This window comes from Flavobacteriales bacterium (assembly GCA_020635855.1).
Lineage (GTDB): Bacteria > Bacteroidota > Bacteroidia > JACJYZ01 > JACJYZ01 > JACJYZ01.
In genome coordinates this window covers 1411602-1435749 of the sequence record JACJYZ010000002.1, presented here as the reverse complement: position 1 = coordinate 1435749, position 24148 = coordinate 1411602, and the positions used below count along the sequence as shown (strand labels likewise).

At 50.8% G+C, this 24148-nt stretch carries 22 protein-coding genes; 15 read left to right on the top strand and 7 right to left on the bottom strand.

Features of this window, described 5'->3' with window-relative positions; translation table 11 throughout:
• Nucleotides 1-103: 103 nt before the first annotated feature.
• Genes mltG through H6585_05865 form a run of 5 tightly spaced genes read right to left on the bottom strand, consistent with a single transcriptional unit; the run spans nt 104 to nt 5070 of the window.
• A complete protein-coding gene (gene mltG / locus H6585_05885) occupies nt 104-1117 on the bottom strand; it encodes an endolytic transglycosylase MltG (protein ID MCB9447861.1) in 1014 nt (337 codons plus the stop codon).
• A gap of 39 nt (nt 1118-1156) precedes the next feature.
• Nucleotides 1157-3172: a tetratricopeptide repeat protein gene (locus H6585_05880; GenBank protein MCB9447860.1), complete on the bottom strand. Its 2016-nt coding sequence runs from the start codon at nt 3170-3172 to the stop codon at nt 1157-1159.
• Nucleotides 3169-3693, bottom strand: coding sequence for a GNAT family N-acetyltransferase (locus tag H6585_05875; protein ID MCB9447859.1), 525 nt, complete (start codon nt 3691-3693; stop codon nt 3169-3171). The genes H6585_05880 and H6585_05875 overlap by 4 nt, the downstream gene beginning before the upstream one ends.
• A gap of 16 nt (nt 3694-3709) precedes the next feature.
• Nucleotides 3710-4273, bottom strand: a complete 564-nt coding sequence (locus H6585_05870) for a hypothetical protein (protein MCB9447858.1) — start codon at nt 4271-4273, stop codon at nt 3710-3712.
• The gene (locus H6585_05865) at nt 4270-5070 is read right to left on the bottom strand and encodes a diaminopimelate epimerase (GenBank protein ID MCB9447857.1); all 801 of its coding nucleotides are present in this window, start codon (nt 5068-5070) and stop codon (nt 4270-4272) included. Before H6585_05865 ends, H6585_05870 begins: the two co-directional genes overlap by 4 nt.
• Nucleotides 5071-5256: 186 nt before the next feature.
• Between H6585_05865 and H6585_05860 the strand changes: the two genes are divergently transcribed.
• The 4 genes from H6585_05860 (at nt 5257) to H6585_05845 (ending at nt 9722) form a co-directional block, all read left to right on the top strand.
• Nucleotides 5257-6699: a Do family serine endopeptidase gene (locus tag H6585_05860; protein MCB9447856.1), complete on the top strand. Its 1443-nt coding sequence runs from the start codon at nt 5257-5259 to the stop codon at nt 6697-6699.
• Between the two features lie 275 nt (nt 6700-6974).
• Nucleotides 6975-7838: an RNA polymerase sigma factor RpoD/SigA gene (locus tag H6585_05855; GenBank protein MCB9447855.1), complete on the top strand. Its 864-nt coding sequence runs from the start codon at nt 6975-6977 to the stop codon at nt 7836-7838.
• Nucleotides 7839-7873: 35 nt separating this feature from the next.
• The gene (locus tag H6585_05850) at nt 7874-9328 is read left to right on the top strand and encodes a glyceraldehyde-3-phosphate dehydrogenase (protein ID MCB9447854.1); all 1455 of its coding nucleotides are present in this window, start codon (nt 7874-7876) and stop codon (nt 9326-9328) included.
• A gap of 79 nt (nt 9329-9407) precedes the next feature.
• The gene (locus H6585_05845; protein ID MCB9447853.1) at nt 9408-9722 is read left to right on the top strand and encodes a YbjQ family protein; all 315 of its coding nucleotides are present in this window, start codon (nt 9408-9410) and stop codon (nt 9720-9722) included.
• A 148-nt stretch (nt 9723-9870) separates the two neighbouring features.
• Here H6585_05845 and H6585_05840 read toward each other — a convergent pair whose 3' ends face one another.
• A complete protein-coding gene (locus H6585_05840) occupies nt 9871-10920 on the bottom strand; it encodes an acyl-CoA reductase (GenBank protein MCB9447852.1) in 1050 nt (349 codons plus the stop codon).
• A gap of 122 nt (nt 10921-11042) precedes the next feature.
• Here H6585_05840 and H6585_05835 point away from each other — a divergent pair, with 122 nt between their 5' ends.
• The 10 genes from H6585_05835 (at nt 11043) to H6585_05790 (ending at nt 20855) form a co-directional block, all read left to right on the top strand.
• The gene (locus H6585_05835; protein MCB9447851.1) at nt 11043-11390 is read left to right on the top strand and encodes a 4Fe-4S dicluster domain-containing protein; all 348 of its coding nucleotides are present in this window, start codon (nt 11043-11045) and stop codon (nt 11388-11390) included.
• Nucleotides 11391-11480: 90 nt separating this feature from the next.
• Nucleotides 11481-12428, top strand: coding sequence for a hypothetical protein (locus H6585_05830; protein MCB9447850.1), 948 nt, complete (start codon nt 11481-11483; stop codon nt 12426-12428).
• A gap of 139 nt (nt 12429-12567) precedes the next feature.
• The gene (gene serC / locus H6585_05825; GenBank protein ID MCB9447849.1) at nt 12568-13668 is read left to right on the top strand and encodes a 3-phosphoserine/phosphohydroxythreonine transaminase; all 1101 of its coding nucleotides are present in this window, start codon (nt 12568-12570) and stop codon (nt 13666-13668) included.
• A gap of 33 nt (nt 13669-13701) precedes the next feature.
• Nucleotides 13702-14670, top strand: a complete 969-nt coding sequence (locus H6585_05820) for an NAD(P)-binding domain-containing protein (GenBank protein MCB9447848.1) — start codon at nt 13702-13704, stop codon at nt 14668-14670.
• 106 nt (nt 14671-14776) lie between these two features.
• Nucleotides 14777-16021: a DUF1015 domain-containing protein gene (locus H6585_05815; GenBank protein ID MCB9447847.1), complete on the top strand. Its 1245-nt coding sequence runs from the start codon at nt 14777-14779 to the stop codon at nt 16019-16021.
• Nucleotides 16022-16070: 49 nt separating this feature from the next.
• Nucleotides 16071-16745 (top strand): YggS family pyridoxal phosphate-dependent enzyme, encoded by a 675-nt coding sequence (locus tag H6585_05810; GenBank protein ID MCB9447846.1) that lies wholly within the window; start codon nt 16071-16073, stop codon nt 16743-16745.
• A gap of 122 nt (nt 16746-16867) precedes the next feature.
• Nucleotides 16868-17815, top strand: coding sequence for a DMT family transporter (locus tag H6585_05805; GenBank protein ID MCB9447845.1), 948 nt, complete (start codon nt 16868-16870; stop codon nt 17813-17815).
• On the top strand, nt 17779-19359 hold the full coding sequence (locus tag H6585_05800; protein MCB9447844.1) for an aminotransferase class V-fold PLP-dependent enzyme: 1581 nt from the start codon (nt 17779-17781) through the stop codon (nt 19357-19359). The genes H6585_05805 and H6585_05800 overlap by 37 nt, the downstream gene beginning before the upstream one ends.
• Entirely contained in the window at nt 19337-19744 is a 408-nt protein-coding gene (locus tag H6585_05795) for a hypothetical protein (GenBank protein ID MCB9447843.1), read from the top strand. The genes H6585_05800 and H6585_05795 overlap by 23 nt, the downstream gene beginning before the upstream one ends.
• A gap of 10 nt (nt 19745-19754) precedes the next feature.
• Nucleotides 19755-20855 carry an NADH:flavin oxidoreductase gene (locus tag H6585_05790; GenBank protein ID MCB9447842.1) on the top strand — a complete coding sequence of 367 codons (1101 nt, stop codon included), beginning with the start codon at nt 19755-19757 and terminating at the stop codon, nt 20853-20855.
• Between the two features lie 189 nt (nt 20856-21044).
• Here H6585_05790 and H6585_05785 read toward each other — a convergent pair whose 3' ends face one another.
• Nucleotides 21045-21527, bottom strand: coding sequence for a hypothetical protein (locus H6585_05785; GenBank protein MCB9447841.1), 483 nt, complete (start codon nt 21525-21527; stop codon nt 21045-21047).
• A 130-nt stretch (nt 21528-21657) separates the two neighbouring features.
• On the opposite strand from H6585_05785, the gene H6585_05780 reads away from it, so the two are divergent.
• Entirely contained in the window at nt 21658-23982 is a 2325-nt protein-coding gene (locus tag H6585_05780; protein ID MCB9447840.1) for a M1 family metallopeptidase, read from the top strand.
• Nucleotides 23983-24148: the final 166 nt, after the last annotated feature.

Genomic DNA, 24148 nt, shown 5'->3' with positions numbered 1-24148 from the left:
CAATCCGGAAAATTCTGATTTCAGAGGAGGGACAAAACAAATTTACAAAACCCCACGGCTCCAGCCAACCCTGCAACGCAGAATTAATCGAGCTTATAAAAACTCAGTGGATATTCATCCGATCAAGGGCCTGCTGGTACCTCCGCCTGTTCTGCAAATGCTGATCGTAGGTTTTGGAAAACACATGATACCCGGAAAGATCTTCTTTCGCACAGAAATAGTAATAGTCGTGTTTCTTATAATTCAACACACTTTTCAGCGCATCCTGTGAAGGAAGGCATATGGGGCCTGGCGGAAGTCCTGAATACCTGTAAGTATTGTAAGGGGAATCGATATCCAGGTGGTTGCTGTTCACCCGACGAATGGAAAAATCCCCAACGGCATAGATCACGGTAGGATCTGCCTGCAACCGCATACCTGTTTTCAACCGGTTGATATACACCCCGGCCACCGTGGGTTGCTCGTCCCTCTTCCAGGATTCCATTTCCACGATGGATGCCAGTATGGTTACTTCTTTCACAGAGAAACCCATGGCCTCAGCCTTATTCACACGCTCATCCGTCCAAAATTGAAGATAATGCTTAAGCATGATGGACAAAAACTTTTCCACGTCAGTTGTCCAATAAAAGTCATAGGAATTTGGAAAGCAGGTAAAAAAGGCTTGACCCCAGTGAATACCTTTACCAGCAAGCCCTTTATTGCCTTTCAACCCTTTGAGAAAGTCCAGGGAATCGGGCTCCAATGAATGCCCCAATATACCGGCCAGTTGTTCGGGCGTATGAATATTGTTGAAGCTCACCCTCAAAGGCTCCTGGTTGCCGCTACGAAGCATGTTCACAAGTTCCTCATTGCTCATACCCTTTTTAAGGCGATAACGACCGGGCTTCACCAGCTGATCGTATTTTTTCAAACGCGCCACCCACAGAAATGAGGCTTCATCTTTTATCCAACCGCCATCCACCAGCATTTGCCTGACCTCACTAAACTGTGCTCCGGTATGTATGTAAATAAGGGGGCTCTGGCCTTCGGTGATGGCTACATTCGGACTAAAAATCCGGTGGTAGAGGGAATATCCCTTCCATGCAGTTATTGTGACTACCGCAAGGAGGACAAGCATTACCCAACGCCGAACAGAAGATTTCTTTTTACGCACCATTTATTGCTGTCTGCTCCACTGCTCGATTCCTTGCAACACCATCCGGGCCTGTTCATGTTCAGGATGCCTGACTAAAACATCCTTCACCACCTGCCGTGCCTCATCGAACTTTTTTTGATAAATATATAAACCGGCCAGGTTTAAAAGCAAAGGTACATCATCCGGATCAAGGGAGATCGCCTTTTTGTAATACCTGAGTGCGGTTTCGGGATCATCTCTTCTGGACAAATTTAAAAAACCCAAATTCGAATATGCCTGCACATTGTTCGGATTTTCCTGCAGGGTACTGGCAAACGCATCGAATGCCTGCTTAACATCACCCACCAACAATGCCGCCACACCTAACTTATTCCGAAAATCGGGCACATAAGGAGCCAGATACACTGCCCGCTGAAACAACATGAATGATTTCTTGAAATCTTCCGAGGCACGGTTCGGATCTGAAGCCTGATGGTAACTCTCCCCTACCCGATATGCGGTCCATGCATCATCATTGTCCCAGCTTTTTGCTGTCAGCCAGTTATTCAGCAAGGAATCCCCCGCTTCGTTCGCCAGTTTCTTCACTCCAGCGAAATCCTGCCTGAGGTATAGCAAACGAACCTTATCATTGAAGTTCTTCTCGGTCATTGAGCCCCTCAACAGAACCTCAGCACTATCAAGCAAATAACGCTTGGGATCAAATCGCTCGAAATGGTTAAGGTAGGCCCGTGCCAACGTGATGCGATCCACATCAGGGTTGTTCACGCATGCCAGCCCCAGGAATCTTCCTTTTTCCCCATCCGTGGTTTTACTGCCGGTACGGTCGGGAATCTGAATGCGGTGATCGGTGATACGAACATGAGGGATATCAATGGACCCTGAGCGGGGCATATGACAACCCACACAATCTCCGCTTCCCACCTTTTCAACATGTATCTGCTGTTCGCCATGACATTGCATACATTTCCCATTAAACACATCTCTTCCCGTGACTTTCACACTCACATGCGGATTGTGGCATGTCACACATGTGAGTTGCTGACGATCACCTCGCATGGCGGTTGTATCCGGATGCGCCGAAGTGCTCAGATAGCATTTGCTTTGATGCAGGCGATCTGCATGACTGGCCATGATAAAGGCGTCATCGTCATTTTCATATCGTGCCACAAACACATTCATCACATCTTTCAGGTGCATACCCGGCTTGAAATCCAGGAATGACTTCCCCGGATTCAAAACGGCATTGCCTTGCAAGTGACACCTCTGGCACAGATCAATTTGCAAATCACCGGGCAGCTTGGCCGGGTTGACAATGGAATAATCTATTTCTTTGGATATATCCACGAGCTTTCCGCTTTGCTTCGCCTTCACATGTGCCGAACCCGGTCCATGACAACGTTCACAATCGATGCCGTTTTTAACAACCTTATATTTATTCTCAGACCCGAACACCATTTCCGGGTAACCGTTATGGCAGGTCATGCATTCCAATCCGATCTTTCTGTCGAATCTTGAATTCTGGCCGTTCTCAAATCCGGGAGGCAGATCCCACCTTTGTTCCTGTGTGTAGAAGGTCATCGGTGCCTGTGTCACATAACCATGGGTATTGATCATATGGGAATTGGTATGCTGTCCCGACCCGATCACATAACTAACATGTTCTTCTCTGGCATGGATGGTATCGTTTCCTTTCAACCTGTACTCACGTACAAACATCGAATCGTTTCTCCAGAAAGCGTGGTAATAGAGATCATGCCAACGGTCATAAATCGTTGCCTTTGTAAAATCAGCCGCACTCTTTTCCCGGGTTGCCAGTCCGAAAGATTGGCCCATGCCGGTATGAATAAAAGTCTGATAAACGGATTCGTGACATTGGCGGCAGGTTTCCATGCCCACGTACCGAACGGTATCTGTCAATGCAGCATAACCAGAAGGTTCTGGTTGGATTAACGGCGCATTGCCTTCGCTGCAACGGCTCAACGCCACAACCAGACCTGTCAAGACCGTCAGAATCAACCACACCCTTCCTGAGGTCATGACCTGAGAAGTTGATAAAACAGTCGATCCTCGGCATCCGGGCCACGGTATATCCAATTCCTGAAAACACCCTGCTGAACAAAGCCGACGGATTCAAACAGGTTGATGCTGGCCTGGTTATCCGGAGCGATCAAACACCAAACCTGCCGCAGATTCACGACCTCGAATGCATACGGAAGAAATACAGATAGCGCCTCGCTGGCCTTGCCTTTGCCGCGATCTTTGTGATCCCCGATCAGGATACCCACGCCGGCCCTGGCATGAATGTGCCTGTACTCAAACAGGTCGATGGTACCGATAGGGCGACGGGAACGGGTAGCACAAATCATCCATCGTTGTTGCCCCGAAACCGTCAGGTCGTTCAGCGAACGATCTTTGAGATATGACTCCAGTTGATACAGGGATAGCGCCTGGGGCTGATCTCCTGCCACCCATGTTTCGGGATTGTTCTCCCAGGTGTACAACAAGGATGCATCGGAAGGCTCGGGAGCCCTTAGGAATACAGATGAGCCTGTCATCATTCCAAATACATAGTTTTTAAATCGGTATGCCCGCCTTGGCCCGGTATATACTTTCGTATATATCAGCAACCACGTACCGGTTCATTGCAAAACATCCCTGGCTGATCACATGCCCCAGATGTTGCTGGTAGATTGCGCCCACAACTTGGCGTTTCTGAAGCTTGGGAAGAAGATCAAAAATCAGGTTCACATCACTTTTTCCGGTTCCGTATACCTCATCACAGAAATCCCTCACCGGTGTCAGACATGTTGTGATTCCTTCATCCACACGATTGTATCCCAAAGTAATTTTGCGGATCCGTTCCAACAACTGCGGGATAGAAAAAACCGGCGGAAGCATCAGTTCAATAAATAAGGTTTCTGCCCGCTGCGATTTTATAAAGCGCAGCATTTGTGCCATGTGCCCGTCCACCATTGGCCCCTTTACACCCAGAGAAAAAATCTTCCCGGCAACAGACAGGTAAATATGGGGTGGCACCCTTCGGGCATGAAGCAGGATAAGGAACACATCTTTATTCAAATGAAATTCGTCGGCAGCCGTAACACCCGACAACACATATTGTTCACGTGGTTGAATCATAGCACCATTTCTCCTGAGAACACATGTGTTGCAATACCTTCCAACCACACATCGGTATAAGTTCCGTCAGCGGCCACTTTCAGGTGCACTGAAACATCTCCACCGGGCATGGTAACAGGGATGATTCCGTTGCCAATGCCATTGATATGCGCGTAACAAACGGCACTTGCGGTCACGCCCGTACCACAACACAGAGTTTCATCTTCAACACCACGTTCGTAGGTACGAACAAGCAAACGGCCATCTTCCCAATCTACAAAATTCACATTGGTGCCCTTCTCCCTGAAGCGATCATTGTACCGGATCGCACTCCCCTCCTGTTTCACATTCAGATTCTGTAGATTTTTCCGCCAGGAAACAAGATGAGGTGAACCCGTATCGAGAAAGAAATCCTGACCAACCATTTCAACGCTCTTCACATCACCCATTTGCAACTTCACATTGTGCAAACCGGGTTGCCCGGTCACAGGCTTAACATATGCCTCATGCGGCCCGTCATATGCCATAAACCTCGCCTGATGGCTCACAATCCCCAACCTGACCGCAAAGGCAGTGATGCAGCGTCCGCCATTGCCACACATGCTTCCGGGGTTTCCGTCTGAATTGTAGTAAACCATTTCAAAGTCAAAGCCTTCCCGTTTCCTAAGCAACATCAATCCGTCTGCACCAATTCCTTTGTGTCGTTCACAAAGTCGCGCCACAAGCGCATAATCATCGGTTGGAAATGAATGACTGCGGTCATCAATGACAACAAAATCATTTCCGGTTCCGTGATATTTTTCAAACTTCAGGTTCATTCGGTACGTAGTAAATTACGGCCACAAAGGTACGGTTAATTCCGGGCTTGATCCATTCATGCCAGGCTAAATCAGGGCTTAACAACTTTTAACATCCTTTGCTTGGCTCTTAACAACAGCGTAGGCAAGGCTTCGTTAAATTTGCATAGTTGCTTGAATAAATTGAATCACTAAAAATCACAGCTTATGAAACGGATCACACAACTGGTGCTTACAGCCATGGCAGGGGGTCTGTTCGCGCTTGGCACTTTCTACTACCTGGGCCCCAAACCTGCCTCGGAAGTCCGCATCGTGAACAACGGGCAAGCACAATTTGCATCAAACAAAGCGCAATCCGACGTATTACCTGATCTAACCACTGCAGCGGAGCAAAGCCTTCATGGAGTGGTACACATCCAAACCATTCAGGAAAACAAACAATCGTATCAGTACGACCCATTCCGTGACCTATTCTACGGTCGCCCTTATTACCAGGAAGCACCTCAAGTGATCGGACAGGGATCAGGAGTCATTGTTTCAGGGGACGGATACATCGTAACCAATAATCACGTAGTGGACGGTGCAGACCAGATCATGGTAACACTTAACGACAAAAGATCCTACCAGGCTGAGGTTGTTGGCACCGATCCCACCACCGACCTGGCACTGATCAAGATCCCGGAAAAGAATCTTGCCCCCATTCCCTACGGCAACTCAGATCGGTTGCGAATTGGAGAGTGGGTGCTGGCAGTAGGAAACCCTTTTAACCTCACATCCACTGTAACAGCGGGTATAGTAAGTGCAAAAGGACGAAACATCAATATCCTGGCCGACCAGTTTGCCATTGAATCTTTTATTCAAACAGATGCCGCTGTCAACCCTGGCAACAGCGGTGGCGCTCTGGTTGACAGCTATGGAAACCTGGTAGGCATCAATACGGCGATCAAATCCAACACAGGATCATATGCCGGGTACTCATTCGCCGTACCGGTTAACATTGTCAAGAAAGTGATTGACGATATCCTCAATTACGGAACTGTTCAGCGGGCATTTATCGGAGTCAACATCAAGGACATGGATGCCTCCGAAGCAGAACAGCTTGGAGTAAAGGACCTTACCGGCGTTTATGTGGCAGGCGTCATGGACGGTGGAGCCGCAATGGAAGCAGGCATCCAACAAGGCGACATTATTGTGCAAGTTGGAGACATGAAAGTAGATAACATACCCGAACTGCAGGAGCAGGTTGGTCGACTTCGCCCCGGCGACAAGATAGACGTGACCATCAAGCGGAACGGTCAAGCCAAAGTCATGAAGATGATCCTGAAAAACAAAGAAGGAAACACCCGCGTAATTCGCAAGGAAGACGTAAGTGAAGTACAGGTGCTGGGGGCAGTTCTCATCCCCGCAAGTAGTGAAGAAAAAAATGAACTCAGAATAAATAACGGATTGAAAATAAAGGAGTTAAAAGCAGGTAAGCTTCGAAATGCCGGCATCCGGGAGGGGTTCATTATTACAAAAATCGATCATAAAGACATAAAAAGCACCGACGATTTACAGACGGCACTCAGAAACAAGGGGAGCCAGGAAGGGGTCCTCATAGAAGGTGTGTATCCCAACGGCTTAAGAGCTTATTATGGTTTTGGAATATAACATCACCTGTTCATCTGATTCAATGGCGCTCCTTCGGGAGCGCTATTTTTTTACCCGCAAACCAACCTTACTTGCGTGAAATCCAGGCATAACACCCAAAGGCGATACGCCATACACCGTTAATAATCAATACTTTAAGTTTTATTAACATGTTAACAAAAAAGGCGAAACATGCTTGAAATCTTCGGTTAAAGTACCTACCTTTGCACCTTTAAAAATTACCTCCGTTCCTTTGATCATGCAGTTTATTTGATTGCTTAAGTAACTTAGATACAATGAGACAACTTAAGATCACCAAATCGATTACCAACCGTGAAAGTCAATCTCTCGATAAGTACCTCCAGGAAATAGGGCGCGAAGAACTCCTAACTGCCGATGAAGAAGTAACCCTAGCCAAACGCATTAAAGAAGGTGATCCTGCCGCGCTGGAAAAGCTTACAAAAGCCAACCTTCGCTTTGTGGTTTCAGTTGCTAAACAGTATCAGAACCAGGGACTTAGCCTGCCTGACCTGATTAATGAAGGCAACTTGGGCCTGATCAAAGCCGCCCAACGTTTTGATGAAACCCGCGGTTTCAAATTTATCTCCTATGCAGTTTGGTGGATCCGCCAGTCCATTCTTCAAGCCCTGGCAGAGCAGTCACGTATCGTGCGACTTCCCCTGAACCAGGTGGGATCCCTGAACAAGATCAATAAAGCATTTTCGAAACTGGAGCAGGAATACGAGCGCGAACCTTCACCCGATGAAATGGCTGAGCTACTTGAAGTTCCGGAAGATAAGGTTGCCGACACCATTCGTGTATCAGGAAGACATGTGTCAGTTGATGCTCCGTTTGTTGACGGCGAAGACAACAGCCTGCTTGACGTTTTGGTCAATAAAGACTCCCCCACGGCTGATAACACTTTGATGTCCGAATCCCTTCAGCGTGAGATCGAACGTTCTTTGAGCACTTTGACCGAAAGAGAGCGTGACGTAGTGCGTCTTTTCTTCGGAATAGGCATGAACCATGGCCTTACACTGGAAGAAATCGGTGCCAAATTTGACCTCACAAGGGAACGGGTCAGACAAATCAAGGAAAAGGCGATCCGCCGACTCAGGCACACATCAAGAAGCAAGCTACTCAAAGCATATTTAGGTTAACAACAATCATGGCAACAGAAACCAACCCAACGGTTATGACGGCAAAAGGAAACGGATTCGAAGAAAAACTAAAATCCTATATCCAGGAAGAGAAGGCAGCCACCGACCTGATTCGCTGCATCAGCAGTGCATGGCTCGACAAATCAGTTGAATTGATCATATTCCGCCATCAACTCATTGATCGCAGCGTGAGTGAGATTCTCAACCTGCATCAATATGCCAGGGAGATCATTAAACAACCCATTCATATTACTGACACACTCGGCCTGACCCAAGAGTTGCTGAAACTGGATCTTGCCCCTGCCAAGATCGACATCGGTAAATTGGCCGGTGAATACCTGGAGGTGAAGGACAAAACCGCCATAACAGATTTTGTTGCGGATAAATTTGCAAACTTCATCGGCAGGGATAAAACCACCTTTAAGCCCAAAGATGTTATTCTTTACGGTTTCGGCCGAATCGGGCGATTACTCGCGAGAGAACTCATCACACAGGCAGGCCGTGGCGAACAACTTCGCCTTCGGGCCATCGTTACCCGCTCCAACAGCGATGCCGACATCATCAAACGCGCATCCCTGTTCCGGGTAGATTCCGTTCACGGCCCGTTCCCGGGAACCATCATTGAAGATCTGGAAAACAAGTCCCTGATTGTAAATGGTCATACTATCCAGATGCTGGCAGCCGACTCCCCCGCCGATATCGACTACGAGGCAGCAGGCATCAGCAATGCACTTCTGATTGACAATACAGGTGCATGGCGTGACCGTGAAGGACTCAGCCAGCACTTGAAAGCAAAAGGGGTTGACAAGGTTCTGCTCACTGCTCCCGGCAAAGGAGACATCCCCAATATCGTGCACGGTGTAAATCAGCAGGAGAGTGATCTTCAGAACGAACGCATCTTCTCCGCAGCATCTTGCACCACCAATGCCATTGTTCCGGTACTGAAAGTGATGCAGGACAACCTGGGAATCACCTCAGGCCATATCGAAACCATTCACAGTTACACCAACGACCAGAATCTCCTCGACAACTACCATAAGAAATATCGCCGTGGCCGCTCCGCTCCGATGAACCTGGTAATCACCGAAACCGGCGCCGCAAAAGCAGTTGCCAAAGTATTGCCTCAACTAAAAGGCATACTAACAGCCAATGCCGTGCGTGTCCCGACCCCGGATGTATCCCTTGCCATCCTGAGCCTGAAGGTGAATAAAAAAGTAACTGTGGAGGAAGTGAATGACATCATGAAAGACGCCGCCCTTAAAGGTCAGCTTGTGGAACAAATCCAGTACTCCTTTTCCCATGAACTGGTTTCTTCCGACCTGATCGGCAATCCATGTGCCGTGGTTTATGACAGCCCCGCTACCATCATAGGCGAATCCGGTCAAGATATTGTATTGTATGCTTGGTACGACAATGAATACGGATACACCCGACAGGTGATACGACTGTCAAAGTACCTTTCTCAGGTTAGAAGGCTTACCTTTTATTAATTGGCGAAAAAGGCGGAACAATGTTCCGCCTTTTTTATTTCCTACCCCTTATATTTGATTTCACCTTCACTCTAAAGCAATGATCATCACCACAACAGAAACCATCCCTGGTAAAAACATAACAGCCGTTTTGGGAATCGCCAGGGGTAGCACCGTAAGAGCCCGTAACATCGGTCGGGATATATTTGCCGGGCTCAAAAACATTGTAGGAGGAGAAATCAGCGAATATACCCGCCTCCAAGCGGAAGCTAGGGAACAAGCCTTGCAACGCATGATAGACGACGCCACAAAATTGGGCGCCCATGCCATTGTCAACATCCGTTTCAGCACTTCCGTGATCATGCAGGGGGCCTCGGAAATCATGGCCTACGGAACCGCAGTCACCCTATCATGATCCCATGAAATGGGCGCACCTGATCATTGGGCTTGAAATGCTGATATTCATTTCCATCCTTGTTATACTTGTTGTCCTTGCCATTCGACGCATAAAGGAAAGATCCAAAGAGACCTTTGAGAAGCGCAACAACTGAAAAGACATTACCTTAAGCAGGAATAGTCAGCAGGAATTCCATGGTATCCACCTGATCTGCATAGTCCCACAGCGCCGGAGACTGTGTGGTACCAAAAGGAATGGATCCCGGAAATTGTCCGCCGGAAGAGACGACACACTGTAGCATGGCTGCTTCATCCATCAACCTGTTTTCCACATCATGAAGGGCACGGTAGTGTTCCAGGTGCAAAACCGTCACCGGCGCTCCCAGCGCCTTGTCCTCCTTCATCAGCACCACCCCATTGTCCATGTGGGGCACTTTGTTTAATAAGAGCAGCGACTTATTATAGTCGTAGTTATTCCTGTATTTATCATGTTGCAGGTATGCACCGAAAGCTTCCATAACCTGGCAGAACGGCTGAAGATTATATCCTTCCGGAATCCATAACTTGGTTACATTCCTGCATCCCAGGCCGAAATACGCCATGCAATCCCTGGACAGCGCTTCCAGTTCCGCCTTTGTTTCCTTTCCGGTAAGAACAGCAGCCGAACTCCTGTTTCTTCGGATGATATGGGGATATTTTCCGAAATAGTATTCAAAGTACCTGGAGGTATTACCTCCACCCGTTGCAATCACCGCATCAAAATCCGACAACTTCCCATCTGCTCTCTGGTATTGCCCCCGCAGGGCGGGTTCGTGCTCAAACAAGCGTTCCACCAACATCGGTAAAAGCCGGTCATCGTCACCGGAAAACTTGACAACCGCCTGATGACCGGCCATCATCACACACATGAGGTCATGAAAACCCACCATGGGCACATTTCCGGCCATCACCAAACCTATGCGCTTCATCGGTCGCGCTTCATCCAGTTTGGCATATGTTGCCATCCATTTAACCAGCGCAGATCGTTCAAGCATGTGCCCCAAAGCAGCTGCTGCCTGGCGATTGTTCTCTACCGTAAACCATTTGTTGTAGGAATATGCATCCGAGGATACCTGTTCGAACCTTGCGGCAAACTCGGTACTCGAATTCCCGATCGAAAGAAGATCCTCTCCCAATGCCTGAAAAGCCTCGGCTCGCCTGATCAATGAAGCTTGCATGGCGGCAAATGTAGCAATTCAGATTTGATTGGATTGTACAGAAAATCAACACCACGGAATTGATAATTTGGTTATTTTTACACACTCAATCCAATTAACCAAAGAAAAGAAAGGAACACGCCATGGCGATCATGATCACCGACGAATGCATCAATTGCGGGGCCTGCGAGCCGGAATGCCCCAACAATGCCATTTACGAGGGCGGTGCGGAATGGAGGTTTTCCGATGGCACAACCCTGACCGGCAATGTGGCACGGATGGACGGTTCTTCTGTAGATGCGGGTGCACCTCAGGAACCGAAAGCCAACGACATCTACTATATCGTAACAGATAAATGTACCGAATGTAAAGGATTTCATGACGAACCACAGTGCGCCGCCGTATGTCCGGTAGATTGCTGTGTGGACGATCCGGATTTCCGCGAATCTGAAGATGTTCTGCTGGCAAAGAAAGCCAAGCTTCACATCTGAATAAGATAAGTTGAACACCAAACACCGCAAAGTCAGCTTTGCGGTGTTTTTGTATACAACACCCGCTTGCATATGCGTTACAACAAGGTCATGCCCTTCAAATCCCATACCCTGGCCTTCATTTTTCTAGTCATTCTTTGCCTGCCTGCCGCGGCCAAACCACGACTAAAGAAAGAGAACCTGGCTTACTTCCAGGATCAGGAAGCGACATTGAAAGTGATGGCGCGCGACATTCTTTACGGATATTCGGATAACGACAAACTGGAAACCAGTGAAAAGTTCAGCAAGCTGCTGCGAACGGTTCTGAACCACGAACAATCCTTCCTCTACCCTTTTGACTCCCTGGTTACCATCGCACGGGTGGTGCCTTCGGATAAGGCTTTCAGAATCCTGAACTGGAACCTTCCTATGAAAGACGGTACTTTCAGGTACTTCGGATACATCCAGAAGCCGGACAAGAAGAACAACACATCAATTTTGTTTGAACTGAACGACGTATCCGATGAAATCACCGAACCCGAACGCCAGCTGCTGAGCAACAAGAAATGGCTGGGCGCCCACTACTACACCGCAATCCCAGAGAAGAAAAAAAGAAGCAAATACTACACACTGATCGGATGGGACGGCAACACCACGGAAACCACAAAAAAGGTGATTGACGTGATGTATTTTGAAGGCAATACCGTAAGATTCGGAGCCCCCCTGTTCAACTACCCAAAGCACGAAAGAGCAAACCGACTGGTGTTCGAGTATTCCTCCCAGGCAGTGATGTCCATTCGGTATTACGCTGACACCAAACGGATCGTTATGGATCACCTGGCACCATCCAAGCCTCAATTCGAAGGACAACTGCGTTACTACGGCCCGGACATGACCTACGATGCACTTGTGCTGGAAGACGGCAAATGGACGTACGTGCCCAACATCGACATGAAGAACTCTTCCAACGGAACCCTCTCCGAAGTGGCACCCACCCTGGAAGACAGATCCAAACTGGAACAGGGCACCAAAAAAGGACTGTTCCCAAAGAAGCCGTAAGCAAAGGGGTTTCATTCCACAGGCTTCCTAATTTTCAGCAAAAATTCGGCCGACGCAGATGTGATGATTCACAACATATTGCGTAACTTGCGGCGCCGTTATACAACCGGAGTTTTCACACACATAAACAACGATAAACATGAGCCAGGTTCTCAATCCCACACAAGTGAAGAAAATTCACAATTTCAGCGCCGGTCCGGGCATCCTGCCCCAGGAAGTTTTCAAACAGGCCGCTCAGGCTGTCCTCAACTACGAAGGCACCGGTCTTTCACTTCTTGAAATGTCTCATCGCAGCAAAGAATTCATTGCTGTTATGGAGAAAGCCGTCGCCCTCGTAAAAGAACTTTTCAATGTTCCCGCCGGCTACCAGGTATTGTTCCTGCAAGGTGGTGCAAGCACCCAGTTCACCATGGTACCCGCCAACCTGCTGCCCGTTAACGGCAAGGCGGCTTACATCAACACAGGCGAATGGGCCGGCAAAGCTGTTAAAGAAGCAAAGCTCTACGGACAGACTGACGTCATTGCTTCTTCCGAGGATCAGAATTTTTCCTACATTCCGAAGAACTACACCATCCCCACCGATGCTGCTTACCTGCACATCACCACCAACAACACCATCTTCGGTACCCAGTACAAACAAGACATCGACTCCCCCATTCCCGTTGTAGCTGATATGTCTTCCGATATCTTCAGCCGTCCGGTGGATGTATCAAAATACGCACTGATCTACGCCGGCGCCCAGAAGAACATGGGACCTGCCGGTACAACCATGGTGATCGTTAAGGAAGACCTGTTGGGCAAAACCGGTCGCCAGATCCCGACCATGCTCAATTACAAAACACACATCGACAAAGAATCGATGTTCAACACGCCTCCCGTATTCCCTATCTACGTGTCCATGTTGACCCTGCAATGGCTGAAGGACAACGGCGGTGTTGCATTCGCCCAGAAGCGGAACCAGGAGAAATTCAACATCCTCTACAACGAGCTTGAATCCAACCCGCTGTTCAAACCCACTGCGAAGAAAGAAGATTGCTCGGTGATGAACCTGACCTTCGTACTCACCAACGAAGCCCTGGAAGAACAATTCAATGCCATGCTGAAAGAAGCCGGCATCAGCGGACTGAAAGGCCACCGTTCAGTAGGCGGCTTCCGCGCTTCCATGTACAACGCCATGGACACCGATAGCGTGAAGGCCCTCGTGGAAGTAATGCAGGCCCTCGCTACCAAACAAGGATAATGTCTTTTGCCAACAACAGAAACACACATTCCCATGAAAATTCTTGCCAACGATGGCATCGCCCCCATCGGAAAACAAAAACTCGAAGCCGCAGGTTTTACTGTGGTAACTGATAAAGTCGATCAAGCCCAACTGGCCGACGCCATTAACAAGGAAGGCTACGAAGTACTCCTGGTGCGTAGCGCAACCACCGCACGCAAAGACCTGATCGATGCATGTCCCAACCTGAAATACATCGGTCGCGGTGGTGTAGGTATGGACAACATCGACGTGGAATATGCCCGCTCGGTGGGACGCACCGTGTTCAACACGCCTGGTGCCTCTTCCCAATCCGTTGCCGAACTCGTGTTCGCTCACCTGTTCAACATGGTGCGCTTCTTGTACGACAGCAACCGCCAGATGCCCGTGAAAGGCGAAACCGAATTCAATACCCTGAAAAAAAAGTACGGTAAAGGATCCGAACTTCGCGGAAAAACCATCGGCATCATCGGCTTCGGCCGCATCGGCCAGGCCACTGCCCAGTACGCCCTCGGTTGCGGCATGAAAGTAGTTGCCAGCGATCCCGGCATCAGCAGCGCCACCATTACAGTTGAAGTAGGTGGTGTTGAAAAGGTGACCGTAGAGATTCAAACCATCCCCATGGAAGAACTGCTGAAACAAGCCGACTTCATCTCCCTGCACGTTCCCAAGATCGGCGACAAAGCCCTGATCGGAAAAGAAGAGCTCGCCAAAATGAAAGACGGCGTGGTACTGGTCAACAGCGCACGCGGCGGAATGATCGACGAACTGGCCCTGGTGGAAGCCCTGAACAGCGGCAAAGTAGCCCACGCCGGTATTGACGTGTTCCAGAACGAGCCCACACCGAAAAAGGAATTGCTGAGCCATCCGAAGATTTCCCTGACGCCACACATCGGTGCCGCCACCGAAGAAGCCCAGGACCGCATCGGAGAAGAACTGGCCGATTTCCTCATCGCCAGCTACAAACAACAAACGGTTAGCTAACCGGGAGGCAACCAACGTCACCCGTTCAATGCGGCTCTATGATTGAAGTGCCATGCATTCAGACGGGTAAACAAAAAACTACAAACAACAAACCACAAACTTTATAATGGCTGTACTGAAACCGTTCAAGGGCTATCGTCCCGTGAAAGACAAAGTTGCCGAAGTGGCATCACGCCCCTACGACGTATTGAATTCCGAAGAAGCTAAAAAGGAAGCAGAAGGCAAACCGTTCTCTTTCCTCCATGTTGTGAAACCAGAGATCGACCTGCCGGAAAACATCGACCACTATGCCGCCGAGGTATACGAAAAAGGCCGCGACAACTTCAAGCAGCTGCTCGCAGACGGCGTGTTCTTCCAGGATGAAAAGGATTGCTACTACATCTATTCCCAAACCATGGACGGCCGTACCCAAACCGGCATCGTGGGTTGCTCCGCCGTTGACGATTATTTCAACGATGTGATCAAGAAACACGAACTGACCCGTCCGGACAAGGAAGAAGACCGTAAGAAACACGTGCGTGTAAGCGCCATCAACGCTGAACCCGTATTCTTCACCTTCCCCGCGGTACAGGCGCTGGATGAGATCATGGAAAAGGTAAAAGGCTCCAAGTCGCCCGAATACGATTTCACCGCAGATGACGGCATCCGCCACACCCTTTGGGTCGTGAACGACGATGCAACCATCCAACGCATCGCCGACGAATTCAACAAGATCCCGAGCGTGTACGTTGCCGACGGCCACCACCGCACCGCAGCCGCAGCACTCGTAGGACAAGACCTTCGCAAGGAAGTGGGCCAGTACTCAGGCAAGGAAGAGTTCAACTACTTCCTTTCCGTGAACTTCCCCGACAACCAGCTGAAGATCTTCGATTACAACCGTGTGGTAACCGACCTCAACGGCCTGTCAGACGATGCATTCATGCAAAAACTCTCCGAGGGTTTTGATGTGAAGGAAGTCAACGGACAACACCGCCCCACCGGACTGCACAACTTCGGCATGTTCCTGAACGGCAAATGGTACTCACTCACTGCAAAGGCAGGCACGTATGACGACAACGATCCGATCGGCGTACTGGACGTGACTGTTCTGACCAAGCAGGTACTGGAACCCATCCTGGGCATCATGAACCAGCGGACCGACAAACGCATCGACTTTGTGGGTGGCATCCGTGGCCTGGGTGAATTGGAAAAACGCGTGAACAGCGGCGAAATGAAAGTGGCTTTTGCCCTTCACCCGGTCACACTGGGTCAGCTGATCAACATTTCCGACACAGGCAACATCATGCCTCCGAAAACCACCTGGTTCGAACCCAAACTCAGAAGCGGGCTCGTGGTTCACGGACTGAACTAAACAAACTCCAGAAACCCGGGCCCCCATCGCCCGGGTTTTTTTTATGCCTATGGTACAAACCAATATTTCAGAAAGATTGCATCAGATCGAAGCCGAACTGAAACCGTTCGGCGCCCGGCTGGTAGCTGTTTCCAAAACCCATCCACCCGAACTCATCCGCGAAGCTTACGACGCAGGGCAAAGAATCTTCGGCGAAAACCGGGTGCAGGAAGCCACCGCCAAACAACCCGAACTCCCGGAGGATATCGAGTGGCACCTGATCGGACACCTGCAAACCAACAAGGTGAAATACATCGCATCTTTCGTAGCCATGATACACGGTGTGGACAGCCTCAAGCTTCTCCAGGAAATCGACAAACAGGGCGCCAGAAACAACCGCGTCATTCCCTGCCTGCTCCAGTTTCATATTGCCTCGGAAGAAACCAAGTTCGGACTGAATGAAGCCGAGGCCAGGGAATTGCTGGAAAGCAAGGAATACGCCGCCATGCGACACATTTCCGTTCAGGGTGTGATGGGGATGGCTTCGTTCACCGATGACAAGAACAAGGTCAGGAATGAATTCCGCCATCTGAAACAAACATTCGATACCCTCCGGCAAGGATATTTCAGCAACACCGATGCATTCCGGGAGATTTCGATGGGCATGTCGGGCGACTACCGCATCGCCCTGGAAGAAGGCAGCACGATGGTACGGATCGGAAGCGCCATCTTCGGACAACGGTAGGCTCGTTGTTTGTTGGTGGTTGTTTGTTGCACCTTTTTATGCAACAAAAGAATGATGGATGCCTCATTCGTAATTCGTAATTTCACTCCCAATTCCTCATTTCTCATTCATAATTAACATCCGTGGTTGGCATCTTCGTAGCCCTCGCTACCACCGTCTGCTGGTCGTTCAGCATCTTTGCGTTCACCGAAGGATCGCGGCGCATCGGTGCGAATGCCGTGAACCATTTCCGGCTGGTGGTTGCCACCCTATTGCTTACGGTCTTCGGCGTCCTTCTCATTGACGGGCCACCCTCTACCCTTTTCACATCCCCAACGTCTTCTCACTATTTCTGGCTCGGGTGCTCCGGCATCATCGGCCTCGCCCTGGGCGATCATTTCAACTTCAGCGGATTTGCCATCCTGGGCGCCCGTTTGTCCAGCGCCCTCACCACCTTCGCACCCATCGCTGCATTGGTGGGCGGATACCTATTACTGGGGGAAACCCTCAACCTGCCCGGTATGCTTGGGATCCTGATCACCATTGCCGGTATCCTGGTGCTTATCCTCACCAGACCGGGTACCAACGAAGGTTATTCCGAACACCACGGTTCATTCGCCAAAGGCATACTGAACGCCCTGGCCGGAGCCACCTGCCAGGGAATAGGTTTGGTGCTGGCCAAGAAAGGACTGAACACACCCGGCCCCAAACTCCATTTTGTTCAGGCCGCATGGATCCGTATGCTCATCGGCACCGTGGCCATCTATACCCTCACCATTCTCACGCGCCGCTTCTGGACGGTCACCCGCCCCATCCTCAGCGGCAACAAAGCTGCCGTCGGCTTCACCCTCTTCGGGGCCGTCATGGGACCGGTGATTGGCGTATCCCTGAGCATGCTGGCCATCACTTACCTGAAAGTATCGGTGGCGCAAACCATCTTCTCGCTGCTACCGGTGACCGTGATGCCCATTGCCGTTTTTTATTACAAAGAAAGGGTCACCTTCCGCAGCCTGCTGGGTGCCCTCATGGCCATCCTAGGCGTGGTCATTCTCGTATGGCGGGAAAACCTGGCCGATGTGGCGGGCTTTTAACCGATACAATTATCTGTTATTTTTGTGCCGTGAGTCACAAAACCGTACCAACATCCGAAAACACATCCTTGCTCGAAGAATGGTTCCAACCCTTCCGCGACAAGATCATCGGGCTTCACCAGACGTTCAACGGACCGTATGGTGAAAAGGAGATCCTTTATGCCGACTGGACCGCAAGCGGCCGGCTGTATGAGCCGATCGAAAACCGCATGCATCACCAGATCGCTCCCTATGTAGCCAATACACATACCGAGACCAGCACCACCGGTTCTACCATGACACAGGCCTACCACCGGGCCCTGCAGGTGATCAAGCAACATGTGCATGCCGATGAAGATGACATCATCATCTCGTCTCACTCAGGCATGACCGGGGTAGTCAACAAGTTCCAGCGCATCCTCGGGTTCCGCATCCACGAAAGATACCGCGACCGCATCAAGCTGGCCGACAACGAACGACCACTGGTGATCCTCACTCATATGGAACACCACTCCAACCATACCACATGGCTCGAAAGCATCGCGGAAGTGGTGGTGATGGATGCCGATGACCAGGGACTGGTGGACACCCGAAAGCTGGAAGAGATTCTGGAAAAGCACAAAGATCGCCCGATCAAGATCGCTGCCGTTACTTCCTGTTCCAATGTGACCGGCATCAAAACACCCTACCACAAAATCGCCGCCATCATGCATGCCCATGGCGGACTCTGCTTCGTGGACTTCGCCTGTTCCGCACCGTACATTGATATCAACATGCATCCGGAAAATACCGCGGAGCGACTGGATGCCATCTACTTTTCTCCGCACAAATTCCTGGGCGGCCCCGGATCATCGGGCATCCTCATTTTCAACAGAACACTTTACAACAACCGCATCCCCGATGAACCGGGTGGCGGCACCGTGGCCTGGACCAACCCCTGGGGCGAACACCGCTTCCTGGAAAACATCGAAGCCCGGGAAGACGGCGGTACCCCTTCCTTTCTCCAAACCATACGCGCTGCCTTGTGCGTGCGCCTGAAAGAGGAAATGACGGTTCCCAAAATCATCGCCCGCGAAAAGGAATTGATGGACATTGTCTTTCCTGCGCTTGAAGCCATCCCCAACCTTCACATCCTGGCAGGCCATATCAAAGACCGGCTGGGTGTGGTTTCCTTCTATATAGACGGATTGCACTACAACCTGGGCGTGCGGCTGCTCAACGACAAGTACGGCATCCAGGTGCGCGGCGGTTGTTCCTGCGCCGGTACCTATGGTCATTACCTGCTACACGTGGATGTGGCCCACTCCCGCTCCATCACAGACAAGATCAACCAGGGCGACCTGTCTGAAAAACCCGGGTGGATCCGGATGAGCATCCACCCAACCCATACCAAACAGGAAGTTCAGCAAATCCTGGAAGGCATCAAAGACATCGCGGCGAACTTTCGGAAATACGGGAAAGACTATACCTATAACCCACACACCAATGAATTCCAACATAAAAATGACCGGCCGGGTGATGCACCCTGGGTTCAGGATTGGTTTGACAAGCCTGTTTTGGATTAGCCTGATCACACTGTTTTCCTTTTCCAGCGCCCGCGCACAGGACACTTTCGAATACAAGGATGGCGACAGCACCTATGTCATGCAGAAGTACTTCATGGTATTTCTCATGAGAGGCGATAAAGCCCTTGAACTGGATTCCACCCAGCTGGCCAACATACAGAAAGGCCACCTGAACCACCTCAGCAACCTGGCCAAAGCCGGCAAGATCTGCATGGCCGGGCCTTTCGATGAAGACACCGATTTCCGTGGTATCGCCATCTACACCAATGTAAAAGACAAAGAGGAAGTACGTATGCTGGCAGAAGCCGACCCCGCTGTAAAGGCAGGTCGCCTCAAGGTGGTAGTGAGACCGTGGTGGGCCGCCAAAGGAAGCAAACTCCCCTGAACCAAATCCTGTGACAGACCCTTACCTTCCGATTACGTTTGCCCGAAGTGGTGTGACAGCACCCAACCGCCTTGTGCTGGCACCCATGACCAACCTGCAAAGTCATGAAGACGGCAGCCTGGGCGACGATGAATACCACTGGCTTGTCCGCCGGGCGAAAGGCGGATTCGGCACCCTCATCACCTGCGCTGCACACGTATCTCTGCACGGCCAGGGATGGAAGGGCGAACTCGGCATCTTCGACGACCGCCTGCTGCCAGGCCTTTCCCGTCTGGCCAAAGGGATCAGAGATTGCGGAAGCCTTGCCATCGTACAACTTTACCACGGCGGTATGCGTGCCCCGGAGGAAGTGACCGGACAAATGCCCGTTAGCCCCTCCGGCCATGAGATCACCAAACGCGACGGCAGCCTGCTCAAGGTCAGGGCCATGACAGAAAACGAGATCCTGCAGACCATTGAAGATTTCAGCGCCGCCGCCGAACGTGCGTACAAAGCAGGATTCACAGGCGTTGAGCTCCACGGCGCACACGGATACCTGATCAGCCAGTTCCTGAGCAAGACCTTCAATTTACGGACAGACCAATGGGGTGGTAATGCTGCCAACCGGGCCAGGTTTGCGGTGGCATGCCTGGAAGCCTGCCGCAGCAGGGTACCCGATCATTTCCTGGTGGGCATCCGTATTTCCCCGGAAGACTTCGGGTTCGCAGAAGGCATCGACATAGTGGAAAGCCTTGACCTGTGCGACCAACTCGTACAGTCCGGTGCCGACTTCATCGACGTTTCCATCTGGGATGCGCGCAAACGACCGAACGAAATGGACGCCGGTCCGACCGTGGCCGAAATGTTCCGCCAACGCATTCCATCCGGCATTCCCATGATGGTGGCAGGAAAGATCCGAACCAGGCAAGATGTGGACCACATGCTGGAATTGGGTGTGGACATGGTAACCGTGGGTACAGCCGCCATCGGCAATCCCGACTGGGCACTGCACATCAAAGATGCAAACTATGTTCCGGACGCTCCCCCATTCTCTGTTGTACAGCTTCGCGAACGCGGCCTCGGAGATCCGTTCATCGAATACATGAAGCGATGGAAAGGGTTTGTGAAATAATTAGGAATTAGAAATTAGAAATTAGGAATGTGTATGCATAACTCTTGAAAATTCGCAGGTCTCAGGTTAATGCAATCGGCAACAAAATATTTTGGGAAGAAAACATGCGTGCCTTAGAATCCCAAGCAGCAAATGATGAGTTTCAAACCTACCTTCAATTCCTAATTCCTAATTCCTAATTTCTAATTCCTAATTTGGAATAAACTCCGCCACCGGGCTGGGCACCGTACATGTCGCCGAATGCTTGTAGTTTCCCCGACGGAAGTGGATGAAGTTCTGCTGATCCGCAAATTCGTCGAACAACACATCCTGGCGAACGGTCATCCGGTGAAATGCTCCTGCCGGCGCCGTCATGTAGATCCACAGGTCTTCTCCCTTACCGTCCTTTCCAAGCATACTGATCAGCACCGGTTTTCCATCCAGGGAAATCGTGAAATGATCGGCCAGGTAAGCAACGATCAGGCTGTCGTGGACGGAGTCGGTCAGGTCGTCGCTGAAAGCAATCTCCTGACCGGTTCGCTCGGTCAGCGCCTGGGCCATGTCGTCCACAAAAACCTTCAGGGATATCTCCAGGGTATGCTCCCTTTCATTGTGTGCAACCTCGCACACCGACACATGCACCGGATGCCAGTTTCCGAAAATCAGCCAGCATGCAACCCATAGGATGTTCATCGCGTCTTTATCTGGAATTGTCCGACAAAGGTACTATTCTGTCCACCCGAATGCGAACCGGGTTGCATTCTTGGTGGGATTGTATACCTTTGGAAGAGCCGTATCGATTATCTCTTATTCATCTTTTCTCATGAAGCGAATTGCACTTTTCCAGGTGTTGCTGTGCATGGCCGTTGTTGCCGGTGCGCAGAACAATACCGACCACTCGAAGTTCAGGCAGCTAGACATGGAACTGCCGACCCCGAATGTGTACCGGACCGGTTCCGGGGATGCAGGTCACGAGTACTGGCAACAAAAAGCGGATTATGTGATCCAGGCAGAACTGGATGACGCCCAGCACCGCATCACGGGTTCGGAAGTGATCACCTACACCAACAACTCCCCGGATCAACTTCGTTACCTGTGGCTGCAACTCGATCAGAATGTACGCGCCAAAGACGCCGACGCCATCTCCATCCGCACCGGCAGCCTGCCCGACCACATGACGCTTTCACAGGCCCGGTGGTTTCTCGACAGCGACTTCGACGGAGGCTTCAAGATCCAGGAAGTGAAAGACAAGAATGGAAAAAACCTAAGCTACACCATCAACCGCACCATGATGCGGGTGGATCTTCCCACCCCGCTCGCCCCTCATACCTCCTTCACGCTGTCCGTCAAATGGTGGTACAACATCCAGGATCAACGCCAGATGGGCGGACGCAGCGGCTACGAGTATTTCAAGGATGACGACAACTACCTCTACGAAGTGGCCCAATGGTTTCCGCGCATGGCCGTATACAACGACGTGAATGGTTGGCAGCACAAACAATTCCTCGGAAGAGGTGAGTTCACACTTCCTTTCGGAGATTACAAAGTAAGCCTTACCGTTCCTGCGGACCATGTGGTGGCCGCTTCCGGTACCCTGCAGAATGCAACGCAGGTCTTGTCATCCGCACAACAAAACCGCCTGAAAACCGCTGGCAACGCCAAAGAACCCGTGCTCATCATCACCCCTGAAGAAGCAAAGAAGAACGAAACCTCACGCAGTACCGCCAAGAAAACATGGGTATTCAAAGCCGACAGGGTCCGCGACTTCGCATGGGCCAGTTCCCGCAAATTCATCTGGGACGCATGCAACGTGACCATCGGAAACAACCACGTACTGGCCATGTCATACTACCCGAATGAAGGCAATCCGCTGTGGTCGCTCTACTCTACCAAAGCCGTGATGCACACCCTGCGGGTATACAGCAAACATACAATCAACTATCCCTATCCGGTTGCCATCTCCGTGAACGGACCCGTGGGTGGCATGGAATACCCGATGATCTGCTTCAACGGTCCGCGACCTGAGAAAGACGGCACCTATTCCGAACGGTCCAAGTACGGACTGATCAGCGTGGTGATCCATGAGGTGGGTCACAACTTCTTCCCCATGATCGTAAACTCCGACGAACGCCAATGGACATGGATGGATGAAGGCCTGAACACCTTCACCCAGTTCCTTGCCGAACAGGAATGGGAAGACAACTACCCGTCACGACGCGGCCCCGCCAACCTGATCGTAGACTATATGAAAGGCAGCCAGAACACCATGGTGCCCATCATGACCAATTCCGAATCACTCAAACAATTCGGCAACAACGGTTACTCCAAACCCGCCGCAGCACTGAATATCCTCCGGGAAACCATCCTGGGTCGCGAACTGTTCGACTTCTCCTACAAAGAGTATGCACGGCGCTGGGCATTCAAACATCCTACCCCCGCCGACTTCTTCCGCACCATGGAAGATGCATCAGGCACCGATCTCGACTGGTTCTGGAGGGGATGGTTCTTCACCACCGACCATGTAGACATTGCGCTGGACAAGGTAACGTGGTACCGCATCGATACCCAAAACCCGGATGTGGAAAAACCCAGCCAGGTAGCCGAGAAAAAAGAGAAACCACAAAACATCACCGTGCTGCGCAACAAGGAACTTCACAAATTGTCAGACGAAGACTCCACCATCCTCGACTTCTACAGCAACTACGATCCGCTCCAGGTAGAACCCTGGGACCAGTCGGATTACCAGAAATACCTCAACAGCCTCACCGATGAAGAACGTGCATTCGTGCAATCCGGCAAGTACTTCTACCAGCTCGACCTGAGAAATGTGGGCGGACTGGTCATGCCCGTGATCGTGAAGATCGACTACACCGACGGCACATCTGAAGTGAAACGCTACCCGGCCGAGATCTGGGTGATGGACAATGATTCTGTTTCCAAGGTGATCACCACCGACAAGGAAGTGGCGCAATTCACACTGGACCCGTTCCTCGAAACCGCGGATACCGATGAAGAGAACAACTACTTCCCCAGGAAGGTGATCCCCTCAAGGTTCCAGCTGTACAAGCAAAAGGAATGGAACCACCAAAACCCGATGCAAATCAAGAAAGAGTACGACGACAAAAAGCAGGGAAGCTCGGGGAAATGATTTGAAAAAGGGGTGATGTGCTAATTTGAAAATGGGCTGAAGAAGACCACCGTTTGTCGCCCGTACCAACGCCCGTCGGGCTATGCGTTGCAAGTCCGTCCGGCACACATTGCATACGCGCTGCGGGCTTTCCACTCCTATCCCGTCTATTTTGCAGATATTCCGT